Origin of the sequence: Streptomyces sp. NRRL F-4489 (assembly GCF_001509485.1) — a bacterium.
Lineage (GTDB): Bacteria > Actinomycetota > Actinomycetes > Streptomycetales > Streptomycetaceae > Streptomyces.
Genome location: NZ_LLZI01000263.1, coordinates 17,788 through 33,589, shown reverse-complemented (window position 1 = coordinate 33,589; position 15,802 = coordinate 17,788). Strand labels below are relative to the sequence as shown.

10 protein-coding genes and 1 pseudogene are annotated in these 15,802 nt (G+C 75.3%); 3 read left to right on the top strand and 8 right to left on the bottom strand.

What is annotated here, in order from left to right; all coding sequences use genetic code 11:
- Both ADL22_RS27585 and ADL22_RS27580 read right to left on the bottom strand, forming a co-directional pair.
- The coding region (locus ADL22_RS27585; protein WP_234430877.1) for an MFS transporter at nucleotides 1-1,055 on the bottom strand (1,055 nt) is incomplete at its 3' end.
- 252 nt (nucleotides 1,056-1,307) lie between these two features.
- On the bottom strand, nucleotides 1,308-2,324 hold the full coding sequence (locus ADL22_RS27580; protein ID WP_066985507.1) for a zinc-dependent alcohol dehydrogenase family protein: 1,017 nt from the start codon (nucleotides 2,322-2,324) through the stop codon (nucleotides 1,308-1,310).
- A 236-nt stretch (nucleotides 2,325-2,560) separates the two neighbouring features.
- Here ADL22_RS27580 and ADL22_RS27575 point away from each other — a divergent pair, with 236 nt between their 5' ends.
- Nucleotides 2,561-3,469 carry a helix-turn-helix transcriptional regulator gene (locus ADL22_RS27575; RefSeq protein WP_066985504.1) on the top strand — a complete coding sequence of 303 codons (909 nt, stop codon included), beginning with the start codon at nucleotides 2,561-2,563 and terminating at the stop codon, nucleotides 3,467-3,469.
- Between the two features lie 307 nt (nucleotides 3,470-3,776).
- A pseudogene (locus ADL22_RS36490) lies at nucleotides 3,777-5,060 on the top strand (helix-turn-helix transcriptional regulator); the annotation flags it as partial.
- A 106-nt stretch (nucleotides 5,061-5,166) separates the two neighbouring features.
- On the opposite strand, the gene ADL22_RS36895 reads toward ADL22_RS36490, so the two are convergent.
- From ADL22_RS36895 to ADL22_RS27535, 6 genes are read right to left on the bottom strand one after another with little or no spacing between them, the layout of a single operon-like run.
- A complete protein-coding gene (locus ADL22_RS36895) occupies nucleotides 5,167-8,331 on the bottom strand; it encodes an amidohydrolase family protein (RefSeq protein ID WP_079064490.1) in 3,165 nt (1,054 codons plus the stop codon).
- A 12-nt stretch (nucleotides 8,332-8,343) separates the two neighbouring features.
- The gene (locus tag ADL22_RS27555; RefSeq protein WP_066985496.1) at nucleotides 8,344-9,216 is read right to left on the bottom strand and encodes a N5-glutamine methyltransferase family protein; all 873 of its coding nucleotides are present in this window, start codon (nucleotides 9,214-9,216) and stop codon (nucleotides 8,344-8,346) included.
- The gene (locus ADL22_RS27550) at nucleotides 9,213-10,460 is read right to left on the bottom strand and encodes an aminotransferase class I/II-fold pyridoxal phosphate-dependent enzyme (RefSeq protein WP_066985493.1); all 1,248 of its coding nucleotides are present in this window, start codon (nucleotides 10,458-10,460) and stop codon (nucleotides 9,213-9,215) included. The genes ADL22_RS27555 and ADL22_RS27550 overlap by 4 nt, the downstream gene beginning before the upstream one ends.
- Nucleotides 10,457-11,353 (bottom strand): prephenate dehydrogenase/arogenate dehydrogenase family protein, encoded by an 897-nt coding sequence (locus ADL22_RS27545; protein ID WP_066985490.1) that lies wholly within the window; start codon nucleotides 11,351-11,353, stop codon nucleotides 10,457-10,459. The genes ADL22_RS27550 and ADL22_RS27545 overlap by 4 nt, the downstream gene beginning before the upstream one ends.
- The gene (gene pabB / locus ADL22_RS27540; RefSeq protein WP_066985487.1) at nucleotides 11,350-13,473 is read right to left on the bottom strand and encodes an aminodeoxychorismate synthase component I; all 2,124 of its coding nucleotides are present in this window, start codon (nucleotides 13,471-13,473) and stop codon (nucleotides 11,350-11,352) included. Before pabB ends, ADL22_RS27545 begins: the two co-directional genes overlap by 4 nt.
- Before the next feature lie 53 nt (nucleotides 13,474-13,526).
- On the bottom strand, nucleotides 13,527-13,847 hold the full coding sequence (locus tag ADL22_RS27535; protein ID WP_066985485.1) for a chorismate mutase family protein: 321 nt from the start codon (nucleotides 13,845-13,847) through the stop codon (nucleotides 13,527-13,529).
- Nucleotides 13,848-14,047: 200 nt separating this feature from the next.
- Between ADL22_RS27535 and ADL22_RS27530 the strand changes: the two genes are divergently transcribed.
- Nucleotides 14,048-15,730 (top strand): class I adenylate-forming enzyme family protein, encoded by a 1,683-nt coding sequence (locus tag ADL22_RS27530; protein ID WP_066985482.1) that lies wholly within the window; start codon nucleotides 14,048-14,050, stop codon nucleotides 15,728-15,730.
- Nucleotides 15,731-15,802 lie beyond the last annotated feature (72 nt).

Here is a 15,802-nt window from a genome sequence, read left to right as displayed (position 1 = left end):
GCGGTGGAGAGGGCGCCGATGAGGGGTGGGCCGGTGAGGGCGAGGGAGGAGTCCAGGGCGCGGGCGGCGAGGGCCGAGCCGGCGGCTATGCCGGTGTTGTAGGCGGAGGTGGTGAGGGCGGAGGTGAGGGTGGGGGCGTCGCCGGCGTAGCGGACGGCGAGGGAGGTCAGGATCGGGTTGAGGGTGAAGCCGGTCAGGGCCATGAGGGAGATGAGCAGGATCGCTGCCGCGGGGGAGGTCGATAGGGGGATGAGGGCCAGGAGGGCGAGGGCGGTGGTTGCGGCGGCGGTGAGGGTGGTGGGGAGGGGGTGGCGGTCGCCCAGGCGGCCGCCGAGGGCGGTGCCGGCCAGGGCGCCGGTGCCGAAGGCGATCAGGACGAGGGGGACGGCTGCCGGGGGGATGCCGGCGCGGTCGGTGAGCAGCGGGGTGATGTAGGTGTAGGTGGCCAGGACGCCGCCCATGATCAGGACTGCTGCGGCCAGGGCCAACCACAGGCGGGGCTGCCGGAGTGCGCGGACTTCCCGTCGTATGGAGACCTCGGGGCGCCGGTGTTCGTCCGCGGGGACGTAGCGGCCGACGAACGCGGTGGCGAGGGCCGCCAGGACGGCCAGGGCCCAGAAGGGGCCGCGCCAGCCGGTGTACTGGCCGGCGAGGGAGCCGATCGGGACGCCGATCACGTTGGCCAGCGTCAGGCCGCCCATCATGACGCCGACCGCCCGGGTGGAGCGCGCCGGCCCCGCCGCGGCGGTGGCGATCACGAAGCCCACGGCCCAGAACGCGCCGGTGGCCAGCGCGGTGGCGAAGCGGGCGAGGAGGACGACGGTGAAGGAGGTGGTGACCGCGGCGGTGAGGTGTCCCAGGGCGAAGACGGTCAGGGCGAGGACGAGGGTGCGGCGCCGGGGCAGGCGGAGGGTGGCCATGGCCATGACCGGGCCGCCGATGATCATGCCGAGGGCGAACGCGGTGATCAGGAGGCCGGCGCGGGAGACGCTGACGTGCAGGTCACCGGCGATCTCCGGGAGCAGGCCGGCGATGACGAACTCGGTGGTGCCCATCAGGAACGTGCCGGCGGCGAGCACCCAGATGACGAGGGGCAGCTTGCCCGGGGGCGGGGTTCCCGGGGTCCCCGGGGTTCGCGGGGTTCGCAGGGTTCCCTGGGTCCCGGCTGCGGCGGGAGGCATACGCGTTTCTCTCCTCAAAGCGGGAAGGTGGGAAGGCGGACAGGCGGCCAAACATCCATGCGGCCCGGCGGCCCGGCGGCCCGGCGGCCCGGCATCAATGCCGCCAGACGTCCAAGCGGCCAGCCATCAAGGCACCAGCAGCGTCTTCACGGCGCGGCGCTCGTCCATGGCGCGGTAGCCCTCGGCGACCTGCTCCAGGGGCAGGGTGAGGTCGAAGACCCGGCCCGGGTCGATCCGGCCGGTCAGGACCCGGTCGATCAGGTCGGGCAGGTAGCGGCGTACGGGGGCGGGGCCGCCGCGCAGGGCGACGTGGGAGAAGAACAGCTCCTGGCCGTCGATGTTCACCCCGTGCGGGACGCCGGCGAGGCCGACGCCGCCGCCGGGCCGGGCCGCGCGCAGGGCCTGCCGCACGGCCTCGGCGGTGCCCACGCACTCCAGGACGCTGTCGGCGCCGATACCGCCGGTGAGGTCCTTGATCCGGGCGACGCCTTCCGCACCGCGCTCGGTGACGATGTCGGTCGCGCCGAACGCGCGGGCCAGCCGCTGGCGGGAGGCGTGGCGGCTCATCGCGATGATCCGTTCCGCGCCCAGCTCCTTCGCCGCGATCACGCCGCACAGACCGACCGCGCCGTCGCCGACCACCACGGCGGTGGCTCCGGGCCGGACCCCGGCGGCCTCGGCGGCCCACCAGCCCGTACCCATGACGTCGGAGACGGCCAGCAGGCCGGGCCAGAACTCCCGGTCCGGGTGGCCGTCGGTGGCGACCAGGGTGCCCTGGGCGTTCGGTATCCGGACGTATTCGGCCTGGCAGGTGCTCATGAACTCGCGGTGCAGGCAGTTGGACGGGTAGCCGTTGCGGCAGTTCGGGCAGGTGTTGTCGGAGGTGGCGAAGGAGCCGATGACGAACTGGCCGGGCGCGACGGAGGTGACGGCGCCGCCGACCTCCTCGACGACCCCGATGTACTCGTGGCCCATGGGGTGCGGGTCGCCGATCGGCTCCAGGCCGCGGTACGGCCACAGGTCGGAGCCGCAGACGCAGGTGGCGGCGGTGCGGATGATCGCGTCGGTCGGGTGGAGGATCTCGGGATCCGGCAGGGTCTCGCAGCGCACCTCGCGGGGTGCGTGGATCACTGCTCCGCGCATGGGGGGTTTGTTCCTTACGTGCTGATTGATTGATTGGTTGATCGATGGCGTAACCGTGCGCACGCGGCCGCCTACGTGCTGAGCGGCTGGGCTCCGGAGGGGGCGGGAGGGATCGGGAGGCCGACTCCGCCCCGCACCGTCCAGGCAACCCGCTCCGCGCCACCCCAACCAGTCACCGATGAGGGGTGTACCGGCGGTACACCCCTCCCCCGGCGCCGGCGACGTACCGTCGAGGTGTGGACAACCGTGAAGAGGTCCGCGAGTTCCTCACCTCGCGGCGTGCGAAGATCACCCCGTCGCGGGCCGGACTGCCGGCCGGGAGCCGGCGGCGGGTGCCGGGCCTGCGCCGGAGCGAGGTCGCGGCGCTCGCCGATGTCAGCGTGGAGTACTACGCGAAGCTGGAGCGCGGCAATCTCGCCGGGGTCTCCCCCGCCGTCCTGGAGGCCGTCGCCCGCGCCCTCCAGCTGGACGACGCCGAGCGGGCCCATCTGCTGCATCTGGCGCAGGCCGCGGACGGCTCGGACGCGCTGACCCGCCCGCGGCGGCGCGCCACCCGGCAGTGGTCCCCGCACCGCAGCCTCCAGTGGACGCTGGACGCGATCACCGCCGGGCCGGCCTTCGTCCGCAACGGCCGGATGGATCTGCTCGCCGCCAACGACCTGGCCCGCGCCTTCTACCGCGATCTCTACGACGGCGGCCGGACGACGCCCAACCTCGCGCGGTTCAACTTCCTGGACCCCGCGTCCCGGCGCTTCTACCCGGACTGGGACACGTTCGCCGATACCTGCGTCGCCATCCTGCGCACCGAGGCCGGCCGCAACCCCCACGACAAGGACCTGCACGATCTCGTCGGTGAACTGTCCACCCGGAGCGAGGAGTTCCGCACCCGCTGGGGCGCGCACAACGTCCGCCACCACGGCACCGGCACCAAGCGCTTCCGCCACCCGGTCGTCGGCGAGCTGACCCTCGCGTTCGAGGGGCTGGAGATGGCCGCCGAGCCCGGTCTCACCCTCACCATCTACACCGCCGAGCCGGGCTCCCCGTCCGAGGAGGCATTGCGCCTGCTGGCCTCCTGGTCGGCCACCGACGCGGCCGGGCCGGAGCGGGAGGGCGGCTCGGTCGGCCGCGCCGGCGTCCGCGAGTGAGGGTTCCGGTCCCGCCGTACCACGCGCCCGGCGTGCGCCGGAAGAGGGTTGACGGGGCCGCGGGACCGATGGTGTCATCCCCTCTCGAAGGGGGCATTGGCCGTCGGGCCGGACAGCCGCCGGGGGGATTCGGGGGAAGCCGCCGCATCGCGCCCGGCCGTCCCGGGCACCCGTAGCGGCGTGCCCCACCGGGGGATTGAGAGGGCCGCCTTGACCACGTGGCACCGCACCGCCTTCGGGAGAACGCATATCCATTGGCCGCACCGGCGTCGTGCGGTGACCGAGGCACGTGCGTGGAGGGCATGACATGGCCGTATCCCCGGGGGCGACCCGCGACATCGCACAGCTGCCGGCCCGCGGCGGGGGGCGGGAGCGCGGCGCGGCGCGGGACGTACTCGACCGCTATCTGCTGCGGGCCGCCGACGCGGACGTGGAACTCCCCCTTCCGCCGGGCGCCGACGCCACGGCGGGCGCGCTGCTCATCGCCGGGCACGCGCTCGCCAACGGGCGCAGCGCGGTCTATCTGACGGACGATCCGGACCGGGCCTTCGCGCGCGGTACGGAGTTACCGGGGCCGAGCGCCGCGGTCTTCCGCAGCGGCCGGCCCAACGCGCTGAGCGAGCTGGTGGCCTACTACAACGCGCAGGTGCTCGGCATCACCGACTTCCCCACCTACTTCAGCGCGCATTCGGTGCTGGAACCCGCCGATGTGGTGGTGTTCGACGGGCGGGGCGCCGAGGAGGACCTCATCGGCAGCCTGTTCACCCTGCGTCTGGACCGCCGGGTGCACCGGCGGGTGTACGACGGGCTGTGCGCGCTGGTGCTGGCGCTGGATCCCGGGCAGGTCGCGGTGGAGCGGATGCGGCGGGCCGGGGCGGACGCGGCGCTGCTGCCCGTACCGCTGCCGGGGGCGGTGTGGCGGGCGATCGCCGGGCGGGCGGCGCGGCTGCTGACCGCGGAACTGTACAGCGAGGACGCGCGGTTCGTCTGGCCGCGGGTGCAGCCCTGGCTGCACGAGTGCCGGGTGACGGTCGGCCCGTCGGGTATCGAGATCTGCCCGCCGGGGCAGCTGATCCGGACGCTGCCCGGGTACCGGCACGCGGGGCAGCGGGTCCGGCTGGTGGCGGAGGCGGCGGCGGGAGCGCCGGCCGTACGGGCCCACGGCCCGGCGCCGGAAGCGGCACCGCGCACCGGCCCGGAGGCGGCACCGCTCCCGGCAGCGGACGCGGACGGTGACGGGGACGCCGACGCCGACGCGGCGGCCCGTTTGCCCGACCCCGAGCGGCTGGAGCTCTCCGCGAGCATCCGCGCCGCCCTGGCGTTCCTGCGGAAGAACTACGCGGACAGCGAGGTCACCCTGGGCCGGGTCGCGCGCACCGTCTACATGAGCCAGTGGCACTTCTCGCGCAGCTTCCGGGAGCAGACCGGCTGGCGGTTCATCGATTTCGTCACCGCGCTGCGGCTGCGGGAGGCGCGGCGGCTGCTGCGGGAGACCGGGGCGTCGGTCACGGAGATCGCACGGCGGGTCGGATACCGCGAACTGAGCCATTTCCAGCGGATGTTCAAGAAGCAGTACGGCATGTCGGCGTCGGCGTACCGGGCGGCGCAGGCGGCGCGGCCCCGGCAGTCCGCCGCCCCGCCGGACGGCGGCCGGGGCCGCAACCGCCCCCCGCCGCGGGTGCGGCGGGGGGATCGGGTCACGGCCGGCAGCAGCCCTTGCGGCTCCACTCCGGCTGGTGCCAGTAGTGGCGCGGATCGCGGGTGGCGGACGGTGCGGCCGGCCGGACCGCCACGGCGCGGGACGGTCGCGCGGCCGCCGCGGCGGGCCGCCGGAACGGCGCGAGGATCTCGGGCACGGTGCGGGCCACCCCGCCGGCCATGACGGTGCGGACCGCGGCGGTGGCGGTGATGTCGGTCAGCGGGTCGCCCTCGACGGCGATCAGGTCGGCGATCCGGCCGGGGGCCACCGCGCCCAGCAGCTCGCCGTAGCCCAGCGCGCGGGCGGCGTTGCCGGTCGCGGTGAGCAGCGCCTGGTGCGGGGTGAAGCCGTACTTGACCAGGGCCCGGAGGTTCTGGTGGATGCTGATGCCGGGGTCGTCCAGGGGGGAGTCGGTACCGCAGACCACCAGTCCCCCGGCCCGCTGGACCCGCAGCAGGGCGTCCACCATGCCCCGGGTGAGCCGGTGGTCGAGGTCGGTCTCCGGGCCCGGGTGCGCGGCGTCGTCGGCCTTCTGCACCAGGCGGCGGTACTCCCAGTCGGGGTAGAGCACCTTCGTCCGCTCGTCCTCGATCAGCGAGCGGTCCTGGGCGAGGAGTTCGGAGGCGAAGATGGTGGTGGTGGAGACCCACATACCGCTGGCCGCGAGGATCTCCACGGCGTCCTGGGACATGTGGACACCCGCGAAACTCAGGGTGCGGGAGTAGCCGAGGCGGTGCCCGCCGCCGGGGTGCTCCATCCCGTCCAGTCCGGTGTGGGCGGCCGGGTAGAGGTAGTGCGAGGTGACCGGGACGCCCATGGCGTGCGCCCGGCGCACCACCCGCTGCTCGTGCGCGGGTGAGAGGCGCATATAGGACTTGAGCAGGTCGTAGTCCAGGCCGGCCGCGCGGTCCAGTTCCCGTTCCAGTTGCTCGGCGGAGATGACGGTGCGCATGCAGTTGTACGACGCGCGGGTGCCGTCGAGTGCTTCGCCGGAGCCCAGGTAGCGGGGGCCGGTGCGGGTGCCCGCCTCCATCGCCTCGCGGTTCTCGGCCATCTGGTAGGCGGGGTCGCCGGGTGAGCGGCTGGTGGTCACGCCGTAGGCGAGCCAGAGCCGGCCCTGGCGGTCGCCCCACTGCTTGCCGCGCATGTTCCAGTGGTTGTGGGTGTCGATCAGGCCGGGCAGGACGGTCAGGTGGCCGGCGTCCACGACGTGCGCGCCGCGCGCGGCACCGGCCGAGCGCGGGGTGACCGCTTCGATGCGCCCGTCGCGTACGACGATGTCGGTGGCGGGGCGGAGCCGGTCGGAGATGCCGTCCCACAGGGCGCCGGCCCGGACGACGGCGGGTTCGCTGACCCGGGCCGGGCGGTAGGTGAGGTCGGCGTCGACGGTGCGCGCGGTGCCGCCGTCGAGGCCGGTGAGGCGCAGGACGCCGTTGGAGAGGTAGAGCAGGGTGCGGCCGTCGCCGCTGAGCGACAGGGAGTCGGTGACCTCGGAGGTGAGTGCGGCCGGGGGGCCGGTGACGGTGCCGTGCGCGTCCACCGGGACCCGCCAGGCCAGGCTCTCCGCGCCGAGGACCAGGTGGGTGCCGTCCGGGGTCCACAGCGGGCCGTCGTTGCCGCGGGTGGCCAGTGAGCGGTCCGGCGCGAACGGCTGGTAGCGCACCGCGCCGGTGGCCAGGTCCACGGTGAGGAGGTGGTTGTGGCCGGTCTCGGTGCGCCGGGAGTACGGGCGCAGGGCGGACAGGACGAGTTTCGTACCGTCCGGGGACCAGGCGGGGCGGCCGGGCTGGTAGAGGGCGGGCAGCACCTGGCGGGTGGTGCCGCCTGCCAGGTCCAGCACCCACAGGGCGCCCGATTCGTCCTGGTAGGCGACCCGGGTGCCGTCCGGTGAAAGGCGCGGTGTCAGCTGGCCGTTGGGCAGGTCGGTCAGGCGCTCGGTGCGGCCGGACGCCAGGTCCAGCCGCCAGAGGTTCGCGGTGCCGGCGCGGTCGCTGACGTACACCAGGCCCCGGCCGTCCGGGGTGAAGTCCGGATCGGCGTGGAAGTAGCCGTCGTCGAGCACCTTGCGGGGGCGGCCGCCGAGGGGCAGCAGCCACAGCGCGTTCAGCGCGCGGAAGGCGATCTGCCGGCCGTCGCGGGAGAGCACCGGATCGGCGATGCCCTTGGCCCGGCGCGGCGCGTCCGAGGTCAGGTCGCGGGGGGTGCGGCGGTACGCGCGGGTGGCGAGCGGGAGTTCGGCGGTGAACGGGATCTCCTGGGAGGGCCCGTGGGCCGAGGAGCGGCGGAGCCGGCCGCCCGCGCTGTGGACGAAGGTGGTCGCGGAGGTCCAGGACACCGGCAGCGGCGGCAGGTCCTCGCCGGTGAGGAGGGGCGTCTCGCCGCGTATCAGGGCCGCCTCACCGCCCTGGGCCCGGACGTAGCTGATCTCACCGCCCGGGGCGTAGACGGGTGAGTAGAGCTGGGCGCCGTCCGGGGCGGTGGCGAGCCGGGTGCGGCGCAGCGAGCCGAGGTCCACCTCCTCGATGGCGGTGCCGCCGACCACGTACGCGAGGCGGGTGCCGTCCGGCGACCAGGCGGGGGCGGCGTGCGCGGCGTCGGCGTCGGTGACCGCCCCCGGGGCGCCGCCGGCGGTGTCCAGCACCCAGATCCGGCTGCGGTTGCCGCGGTCGGAGGCGAAGGCCAGCCGCCGGCCGTCCGGGGACCAGCGCGGCTCCAGGTCGTAGCCGGTGCCGCTGGTGTGCTGCCGCAGGTCGGTGCCGTCCGGCCGCAGCGACCACACCTGGTAGACGCCGTCGCGGAACGACTGGAAGGCGATCCGGGTGCCGTCCGGTGACCAGTGGGGGCGGGTGGCGTCGTGGTTCAGCGGGGTGATGCGGCGGGCCGCGCCGCCGGCGGCCGGCAGGACCCAGATGCCGCCGGCGATGTCCAGCGCCAGTGTGCGGCCGTCCGGGGCGGCGGAGACGCCGAGGTTGGCGCTGTCCCGGACGGTGACGGTCCGTTCACCGCCGTCCGGCCCACCGGCGTCCGGTCCGGCCGGGGCGGCGGCCGCGGTGTCCGCCGGGAGGCCGGGCGCCAGGCGCAGCAGCCCGGCGGCGGCGAGGATGGCGCCGCCCTCCTGCACAACGCGGCGGCGGGACCTGCCCGGTGCCGGCTCCTGTTCCATGCGCGCTCCTCGTCACGTTCTGCGGGCGGTGGTGTAGCGGGGCGAGCCCCAGTGGTCCCGGCCGAACTCGATGCCGGTGAAGACGCCCTGCTCGCGCAGCAGCGCCATCACGGGTTCGGCCTGGTCGTCGTCGTGCTCGATGGCGACGCCGCCGCCGGGGCGCAGCAGCCGGGCGGCGGCCGCGACCACGGCGCGGATCACCACCAGCCCGTCCGTCCCGGAGAACAGCGCGGGCCAGGGCTGGTGCCGCTGCCACTCGGGGGGCAGCTCCCGGCCCTCCACGACGAACGGCGGGTTGGCCAGCAGCAGGTCCACCGTGCCGTCGAGACCGCGCAGCAGCGCCGGGTCGGTGACGTCGGCGGCGTGCAGGTGGAGGGGGGTGTCGCCCAGTTCGGCGCGGCGGGCGGCGTTGCGGCGGGCCCAGGTCAGCGCGGTCGGGTCGAGTTCCACGGCGTGCACGGTGGCCTCGGGCCGGGCGTGCGCGACGGCGAGGGCGATCGCCGCCGACCCGGTGCACAGGTCGACGGCCAGCGGCCGGTCCACGTCCCGCAGCACCCGAAGGCCCCAGGCGAGCAGCGGCTCGGTGTGCTTGCGGGGGATGAAGACGCCGGGGCCGACGGCGACCTCGACGCCGCCGAGGACCGCGCGGCCGGTGAGGTATTCGACCGGTTCGCGCGCCGCGCGGCGGGCCAGCAGGTCGTCCAGGACGGCCAACTCCTTGTCGCTGAGCGGGAGTTCGTCCGCCCGCGGGGTGCCGGCCCGGTCGCGTACGGCGTGCGCGAGGAGCTTCTCGGCGTCCTCGCGCGGGGCCCACATCCCGGCGTCGGTGAGCGTGCGGACGGCGGCCGCGAGGACGGCGGCGGGGGTGCGGTCGCGGGCGGTCATCCGCGCGCCGTCCCTTCCAGGACCTTGGCCGCGGTCTCCAGGTGGCCGGGCTCGTGGAGCGCGGAGAGCGCGAAGCGGACCAGGCCGGTGCCCTTGGCGACGGTGGGGAAGAAGGCGGGCAGGATCAGCACCCCGGCCTCCTTCAGCGCGGCGGCGGTGCGGAACGCCTCCTCCTCGGTGGCGAAGGCGGCGCCGCGCACCGGCGAGCGCAGGCCGGCGTTGACCAGTCGCCCGCCGGTGAGGGCGTCGAAGGCGTCCGCGTTGGCCCACAGCTTCTCCTGGAGCGCGGCGACCTCGCCGTCCAGGTGCAGCCGCGCGGAGGCCACGTTGGCGGCGAGCAGCGGCACCATCAGGGAGTGGCCGAAGACCAGGGGGTTGGCGAACTTCCGCAGCACCCGGACGTCCGCCTCGGCGGGCACCAGCGCGAAGCCGCCGGAGCCGCCGAACGCCTTGGACAGCGACCCGGCGATCACCACATGCGGCGGCAGCTGCCCGCCCAGGGCCTCGTAGGCGTAGCCGGCGCCGTGCCGGCCGGCCAGCGAGATGCCGTGCGCGTCGTCGATGTAGAGGTGCCCGCCGTACGGCTCCAGCGCGGCCCGTACGCCTTCCACGTCGACCAGGCCGCCCATCGAGCCGACGCCGTCGATCAGGACGACGGGCGTGCGGCCGTCCCGGGTGGTCTCGCGCAGGGCCTCCTCCAGGGAGCCGGGGGTCTCCACGTCGAACCGGCGGGTCGGGCCGATCTGGCCGAGGACGCCGCGCAGCACCTGCATCGAGGAGTGCGCGGTGCGGTCCAGGAGGAAGACCGCGCCGGCCGGCGCGATCGGGTAGCTGGGCAGCGCGCCGGCGCCGAGCAGCGGCAGCAGGCCGAGGTGGACGGCGCCCACGGAGGTGAACGCGACCGCGCGGTTGCCGTGGTAGACGGCGGCGAGGAGCTCCTCCAGTTCGCCGAGGTAGTGCGGGCGCATGCGGTTGCGGGAGGTGGAAAGGTGGACGCCGAAGCGGCGCAGCGCCTCCTCGGCGGCGGCGATCAGCGCCGGGTGCTCCTCCAGGCCGAGGTACGAGCAGGAGACGAACTCCAGCGCCTCGCTCCCGTCCTCCAGGGTGACCCGCTTGCCGCGGTGGGCGGTGACGACGTGGCCGGTCAGCCGCTCCTCGAAGGCGCGGTCCAGGGCGTCGGAGGTCCGGCTGATCCGGGAGTCGACCCAGTTGGCCGGGCGGGCGGGGGTGGCGGGCTCGGTCATGTCGCCTCGTTTCGGGAGCGGGTGGGCAGGTGGGCGAAGAGGTCGGCGCACAGGTCGGCGTGCGGGGCGAGCTGGTCGCCCAGGGCGGTCCGGATGCCGTCGAGGGCCGCTTCGAAGCCGGCCTCGTCGCCGCGGTCCACGAGGTCCGCGAGCCGCCGCAGGCCGGTGGCCAGCGCGGCGCGGGCGCCGGCGCCGTGCGGGTGGGCGGCCTGCACGTCCCAGTACACCTCCGGGGAGCCGGACGCGATACGGGCCAGCAGCGCCAGCAGGGTGGTGTGCGGCGGCGGCGCGAGGTCCGCCAGCTCCCGTGCGCTGACGTCGAGTTCGCCGAGGGCGAGGCCGAAGCCGAGGACGGTGGCGTGGGTGATGACCTGGGCGGCGGCGGTGAGCCGGTCGTGCTCCTCGGCGCCGACCGGGACGGGCCGGCCGCCCCACCCCGCCAGCAGGTCCAGCAGTTCCGAGGCCGCCGGGCCGCCGTGGACGACGACCGCGGCGACCGGGTTGCCGGGCAGGCCGAGCGAGGGCGCGAACATCGGGTTGAGGCTCACCGCCTCGATGCCGGCGGTGGCCCGCAGCGCGGCGGTCACCTGGCGTTTGACGGAGAGGGTGTCGGCGACCAGGGTGCCGGGGCGCAGATGCGGGGTGAGGCGGGGCAGGGCGGCGAGCGCCGCGCGTTCGGGCAGTGCCACCAGCACCAGGTCGGCGCGGGACAGTTCCGCGATCAGGGCGGGCCCGGGGGCGGTGGCGTCGTCGGTGATCCCATCGCCCGCGGGGTCGGCCACGGTGACGTGCGCGCCGGAGGACGCCAGGAGCCGGGCGAACATCCCGCCCACGGCTCCCGCGCCGCCGATCACCACGCACCGCTTCAGCAGCCGGACTTCGGTCGTGCTCACGATCCTCCCTCACCGGCGGGCCGCCGGGCCGCCAGCACGGCGGTCAGCGGGGCCCGCGACTTGACCACGGTCTCCTCGTACTCCTCGTCCGGGTCGGAGAGCGCCACGATCGCGCCGCCGACCCCGAGGCCGGTCCGGCCGCCGGCGGCGACCAGGGTCCGGATGACGATGCTCAGGTCCGCGGCACCGGAGAGCGCGAACCACCCGAGCGCGCCGGAGTAGACGCCGCGCGGCCCCTCCTCCAGCCGGTCGATGATCTCCATGGTGCGGACCTTGGGCGCGCCGGTCATCGAGCCGCCCGGGAAGGCCGCGCGGACGCAGCTGACCGCGGTCTCGCCGGGGCGCAGGGTGCCGCGGACGGTGGAGACGAGCTGGTGCACCGGCGGGTAGGTCTCGACGTCGAAGAGGACCGGGACGTGCACCGAGCCGATCTCGCAGACCACGTTGAGGTCGTTGCGCACCAGGTCCACGATCATGAGGTTCTCGGCGCGGTCCTTCTCGCTGGCCGCCAGGTCCCGCCGCAACCGCTCGTCCTCCTGCGGCGTGCGGCCGCGCGGCCGGGTGCCCTTGATGGGCTTGGACTCCACGGTGCCGGCCGCGCTGACGCTCAGGAAGCGCTCCGGGGAGGCGCTGAGCACCGCGACGCCGCCGAAGTCCAGGCAGGCGCCGAACGGCACCGGGCTGATCCGGCGCAGCCGGCGGTAGGTGGCCGGCGGGTCGATCTCCTCGTCGACCGTGACGGCGTTGGTCAGGCAGATCTCGTACGACTCGCCGGCCCGGATCTCGTCCAGGCATTCGGCGATGCGCTTGAGGTAGGCGCCGCGGTCGTGCCGCGGGTGCGCGGTCGCCAGCCGCCGCAGGTCGGTGGCGGCGGGGCCGGTGAGCACGGCGGCTCCGGGGCCGGCGGCGGCCGGGCCGGGCAGGGTGCGCAGCCGGCGCTCGGTGGTCTCCAGCCAGTCCAGCGCGGCGGCGGGGTCGCCGGCGGGGCTCAGCGCCAGCAGGTGGCAGCGGCCCTCGGCGTGGTCGATGACCAGGGCCCGGTCGGCGAAGAGCAGGGCGGCGTCGGGGGTTTCGGCCCGGTGGGCGGCGGACCCGGTGGTCTCGGCCTTGAGTTCGTAGCCGAGGTAGCCGACGTAGCCGAGGTTGAACTCGCACGGCAGGCCGTCGGGCACGGGCAGGGCGCGCCGGGCGAGCTGGTCGGCGAGGTAGCCGAAGAAGTCCCGCCGGATCCGCCGCACGGTGCCGTCGGCGTGCTCGACGGTGACCGTGGTGGTGGCGACGTCGTAGCGGACGTACTCCGCGAGCGGGCCGCCGCCGTCGCCGAGGACGGAGAACCGCGCGCGCCGGGTCCCGGTCTCGCTGCTGTCCAGCCAGAACGAGCGGGCGGAGGCGGCGAACAGCTCCCGGTGGGCGGCCTCGGCGTCCGGCTCGAACGGGAGGGCGCGGACGTGCAGGTGGAGGGGTGGTTCCTCGGCCGGGGTGGCCGCACGGGAGGCACGCGGCGCGCTTGCGGACAGCGCGGGGGCGGGCGGGGCCCCGGCGGCGGGTGCGCCGACCGCGAGATCGCGGAAGTTGCCCAGCAGCCGCCGGCCGTGCTCGCTGGCGATGGACTCGGGGTGGAACTGCACGCCCCACAGCGGCGCCTCCCGGTGCCGGTGGCCCATCAGCAGCCCGTCCGCCGTCCAGGCGGTGCGCTCCAGGGCGGCGGGCAGCTCGGTGACGACCAGCGAGTGGTAGCGCACCGCGGAGAACGGCGAGGGCAGCCCGTCGAAGAGGTCCTCGCCGGTGTGGTGCACCAGGGAGGCGCGGCCGTGCACCGGTTCGGGCGCCGGGCCGACCGTCCCGCCGAAGAGCTGGGCGATCCCCTGGTGCCCCAGGCACACCCCGAGGACCGGCAGCCCGCTGTCCTGGATGGCGCGGGCGCTGATGCCGAAGTCGCGGGCGCGGGCCGGGGTGCCGGGTCCGGGCGAGACGACGATGCCGTCGAAGCGTTCGGCCAGCCGGTCCGGCAGTCCGGCGTCGTTCCTGACCACCACGGGCGCGCGACCGGTCACCTCGCCGAGCAGCTGGAAGAGGTTGTAGGTGAACGAGTCGTAGTTGTCTATGAGCAGGGTCCGCATGGCAGGGCAATCCTCCAGAAACCGCCGGAAATCCGTGGGTGTCCGGGCGGGACCTAGTGGGCGGGTGTGTTGCCCATGACGAGGTCCTCGACCCGGCAGGTCTCCTCGATGATCAGGTCGTAGAGCCGGCGCAGGAACTCCCGGTCGACCCCGTGGCGTTCGCCGTAGCGCGCGGCGCGTTCGTGGACGACGCCGATGCGGTGCGGCTGCATCATCGGCACGCCGTGCGCGGACTTGTGGTGCGCGATCCGCACGCACACCTCGACGCGCCGCCGCACCACATCGAGCAGCTGCTCGTCGAGCGCGTCCAACTCGGCCCGCAGCGCGGCGAGTTGCTGTTCGGGTTCGGAACGGTTCGGCTCCGTCGTCGCCACCGGGTGACTCCTCGTCGTCGGTCGTCAAGGCCGTCCCAGGTCTACCTGCCGGCCCGGCGGCCCGGGGCCCGCGGCGGGCGGCCGGGCAAGAAACGCCGCCCGGCGCAACAACCGCCGCCCGCCGCCGCAAGGAAGACGTGGTGCGCCACCGGCCGCGCCGCCTACGGTCGGGGCCGGACCGACCACGGAAGGGCACTTACATGACCTTGTCCGCGCGCACCCTCCTGCCGGCCGGCCTGCGGGCCCGGCTGGCCGCCGACCCCGGCCTGGGCGGCGGCACCGTGCTGGAGTCGGCGCTGGCCCACAGCCCGGCCCCCGACGCGCCGTTCCTCGCCTGCCCCCGGCCGCTGCCGGTGTGCGGGGGCGGTCTGCGCGGCGAGTTCAGCCTGCTGGACCTCGACCGGCTGGTGCAGAGCTGGGCGGTGTGGTACGCGGACCAGGGGGTGCGGCCCCGGGACCGGGTGGCGGTCCAGCTCCCCGACTCGTTCGCCTACTCGGTGCATCTGCACGCGCTGGCGCGGCTCGGCGCGATCGCGGTGCTGATCAACAGCAAGGCGCCGCGTGAGACGGCCCTGGAGCTGATCCGCCGCACCGAGCCGGTCGGCCTGTACACCACCCGGGACCGGCTCGCGGCCCTGGGCGGGGACCTGGCCCGGCTGCCGGGCCCGCGCTGGACGGAGCTGGCCGAGGACGTACCGGCGCCGGAGGCCGCGGAGCTGCCCGGCCGGCTGCGGTTCCGGCACGCGCCGGACGACCCGGTCTCGATCCTGCACTCCTCCGGCACGACCGGCGTCCCCAAGCCGGTGGTGCAGACCCACGCCTCCAGCGTCGCCGGGCCGCGCTTCCGGCTCACCCACGCCACCGACGCGCCGCACGAGCTGATGATGGCCGCGCAGCCCCAGTCGCACCTGGGCTCGGTGGTCTACGCCCAGTACGCGCTGCTGGCCGGCACGCCGATGGTGGCCCTGTACGACCCCAGCGGCCCGGAACTCCTCGCCGCCGTCCAGGAGCACCGCCCCACGTCCGTGATGGCCTTCGCGCACGCCTTCGCCGAACTCGCCGAGCTGGACGCCCCGGACGGCGCGCTGGACTCGGTGGACAGCTGGGTGACGATGGGCGACGCGATCCACGAGGCGCATCTGAAGGCGATCCTGGGCCGCCGCGCCCCGGACCTGCCGTCCGCGGTCTTCTACGACCGGTTCGGCGCCACCGAGCTGGGCTGGGGTGTGATGGTGCACCCCCGTTCGCTCGGCTCGCGGCGCAACGACCGCTGCATCGGCCGCCCGGACGCGCTGTCGGAGGTGGTGGTGCTGCGCCGGGACGGCACCCGGGCGGACACCGGCGAGGTGGGGCTGCTGGGCGTCAAGGGCCCGACCGTGACGGCCGGTTACTGGAACGACTCCGACACCACCTACCGCAGCCGGCTCGCCGGCTACTGGCTCTCCGGCGACCTCGCCTACCAGGACGAGGCCGGCGACTTCTACCAGCTGGACCGGGCGGTGGACGCGGTGGAGACCGCCGAGGGCATCGCGCACTCGGTGCACATGGAGGAGTTCCTGCTGAGCGAGGTGCCGGCGCTCGCGGACTGCGCGGTGGTCGGCGGCGGCACCGGCGGCCGGACCGTCCTGGTGGCCGTCGTCACCACCGGCGGGACCGCCCGGCCCCGCCCGGAGACGCTGCTCGCCTCGGCCAACAAGGTGCTGCGCGAGGCCGGCCACCAGGAGCTGGCGGCCCTCGAACTCGCGCGCGGCGGCGAGGACTTCCCGCAGGGCGTGACCGGCAAGGTCCTCAAGCGGCGGCTGCGCGAGAAGTACGCGGAGCTGGACCGGTATCTGCGCGACTGCGACACCGACGCGGTCGCCTGGACCCTGGACGCCGGCTGAGCGCCGTCGGGCACCGGGTGCGCACGGGAGCGGTGCGCGGCGGCCCGGTGCGCGAAGGCCCGGTGCGCGAGG

Coding starts and splice junctions, on each gene's coding strand:
- ADL22_RS27550 (WP_066985493.1), bottom strand. CDS start 10,460: ATGACCGAGCCCGCCACCCCCGCCCGCCCGGCCAACTGGGTCGACTCC.
- ADL22_RS36895 (WP_079064490.1), bottom strand. CDS start 8,331: ATGGAACAGGAGCCGGCACCGGGCAGGTCCCGCCGCCGCGTTGTGCAG.
- ADL22_RS27555 (WP_066985496.1), bottom strand. CDS start 9,216: ATGACCGCCCGCGACCGCACCCCCGCCGCCGTCCTCGCGGCCGCCGTC.
- pabB (WP_066985487.1), bottom strand. CDS start 13,473: ATGCGGACCCTGCTCATAGACAACTACGACTCGTTCACCTACAACCTC.
- ADL22_RS27580 (WP_066985507.1), bottom strand. CDS start 2,324: ATGCGCGGAGCAGTGATCCACGCACCCCGCGAGGTGCGCTGCGAGACC.
- ADL22_RS27530 (WP_066985482.1), top strand. CDS start 14,048: ATGACCTTGTCCGCGCGCACCCTCCTGCCGGCCGGCCTGCGGGCCCGG.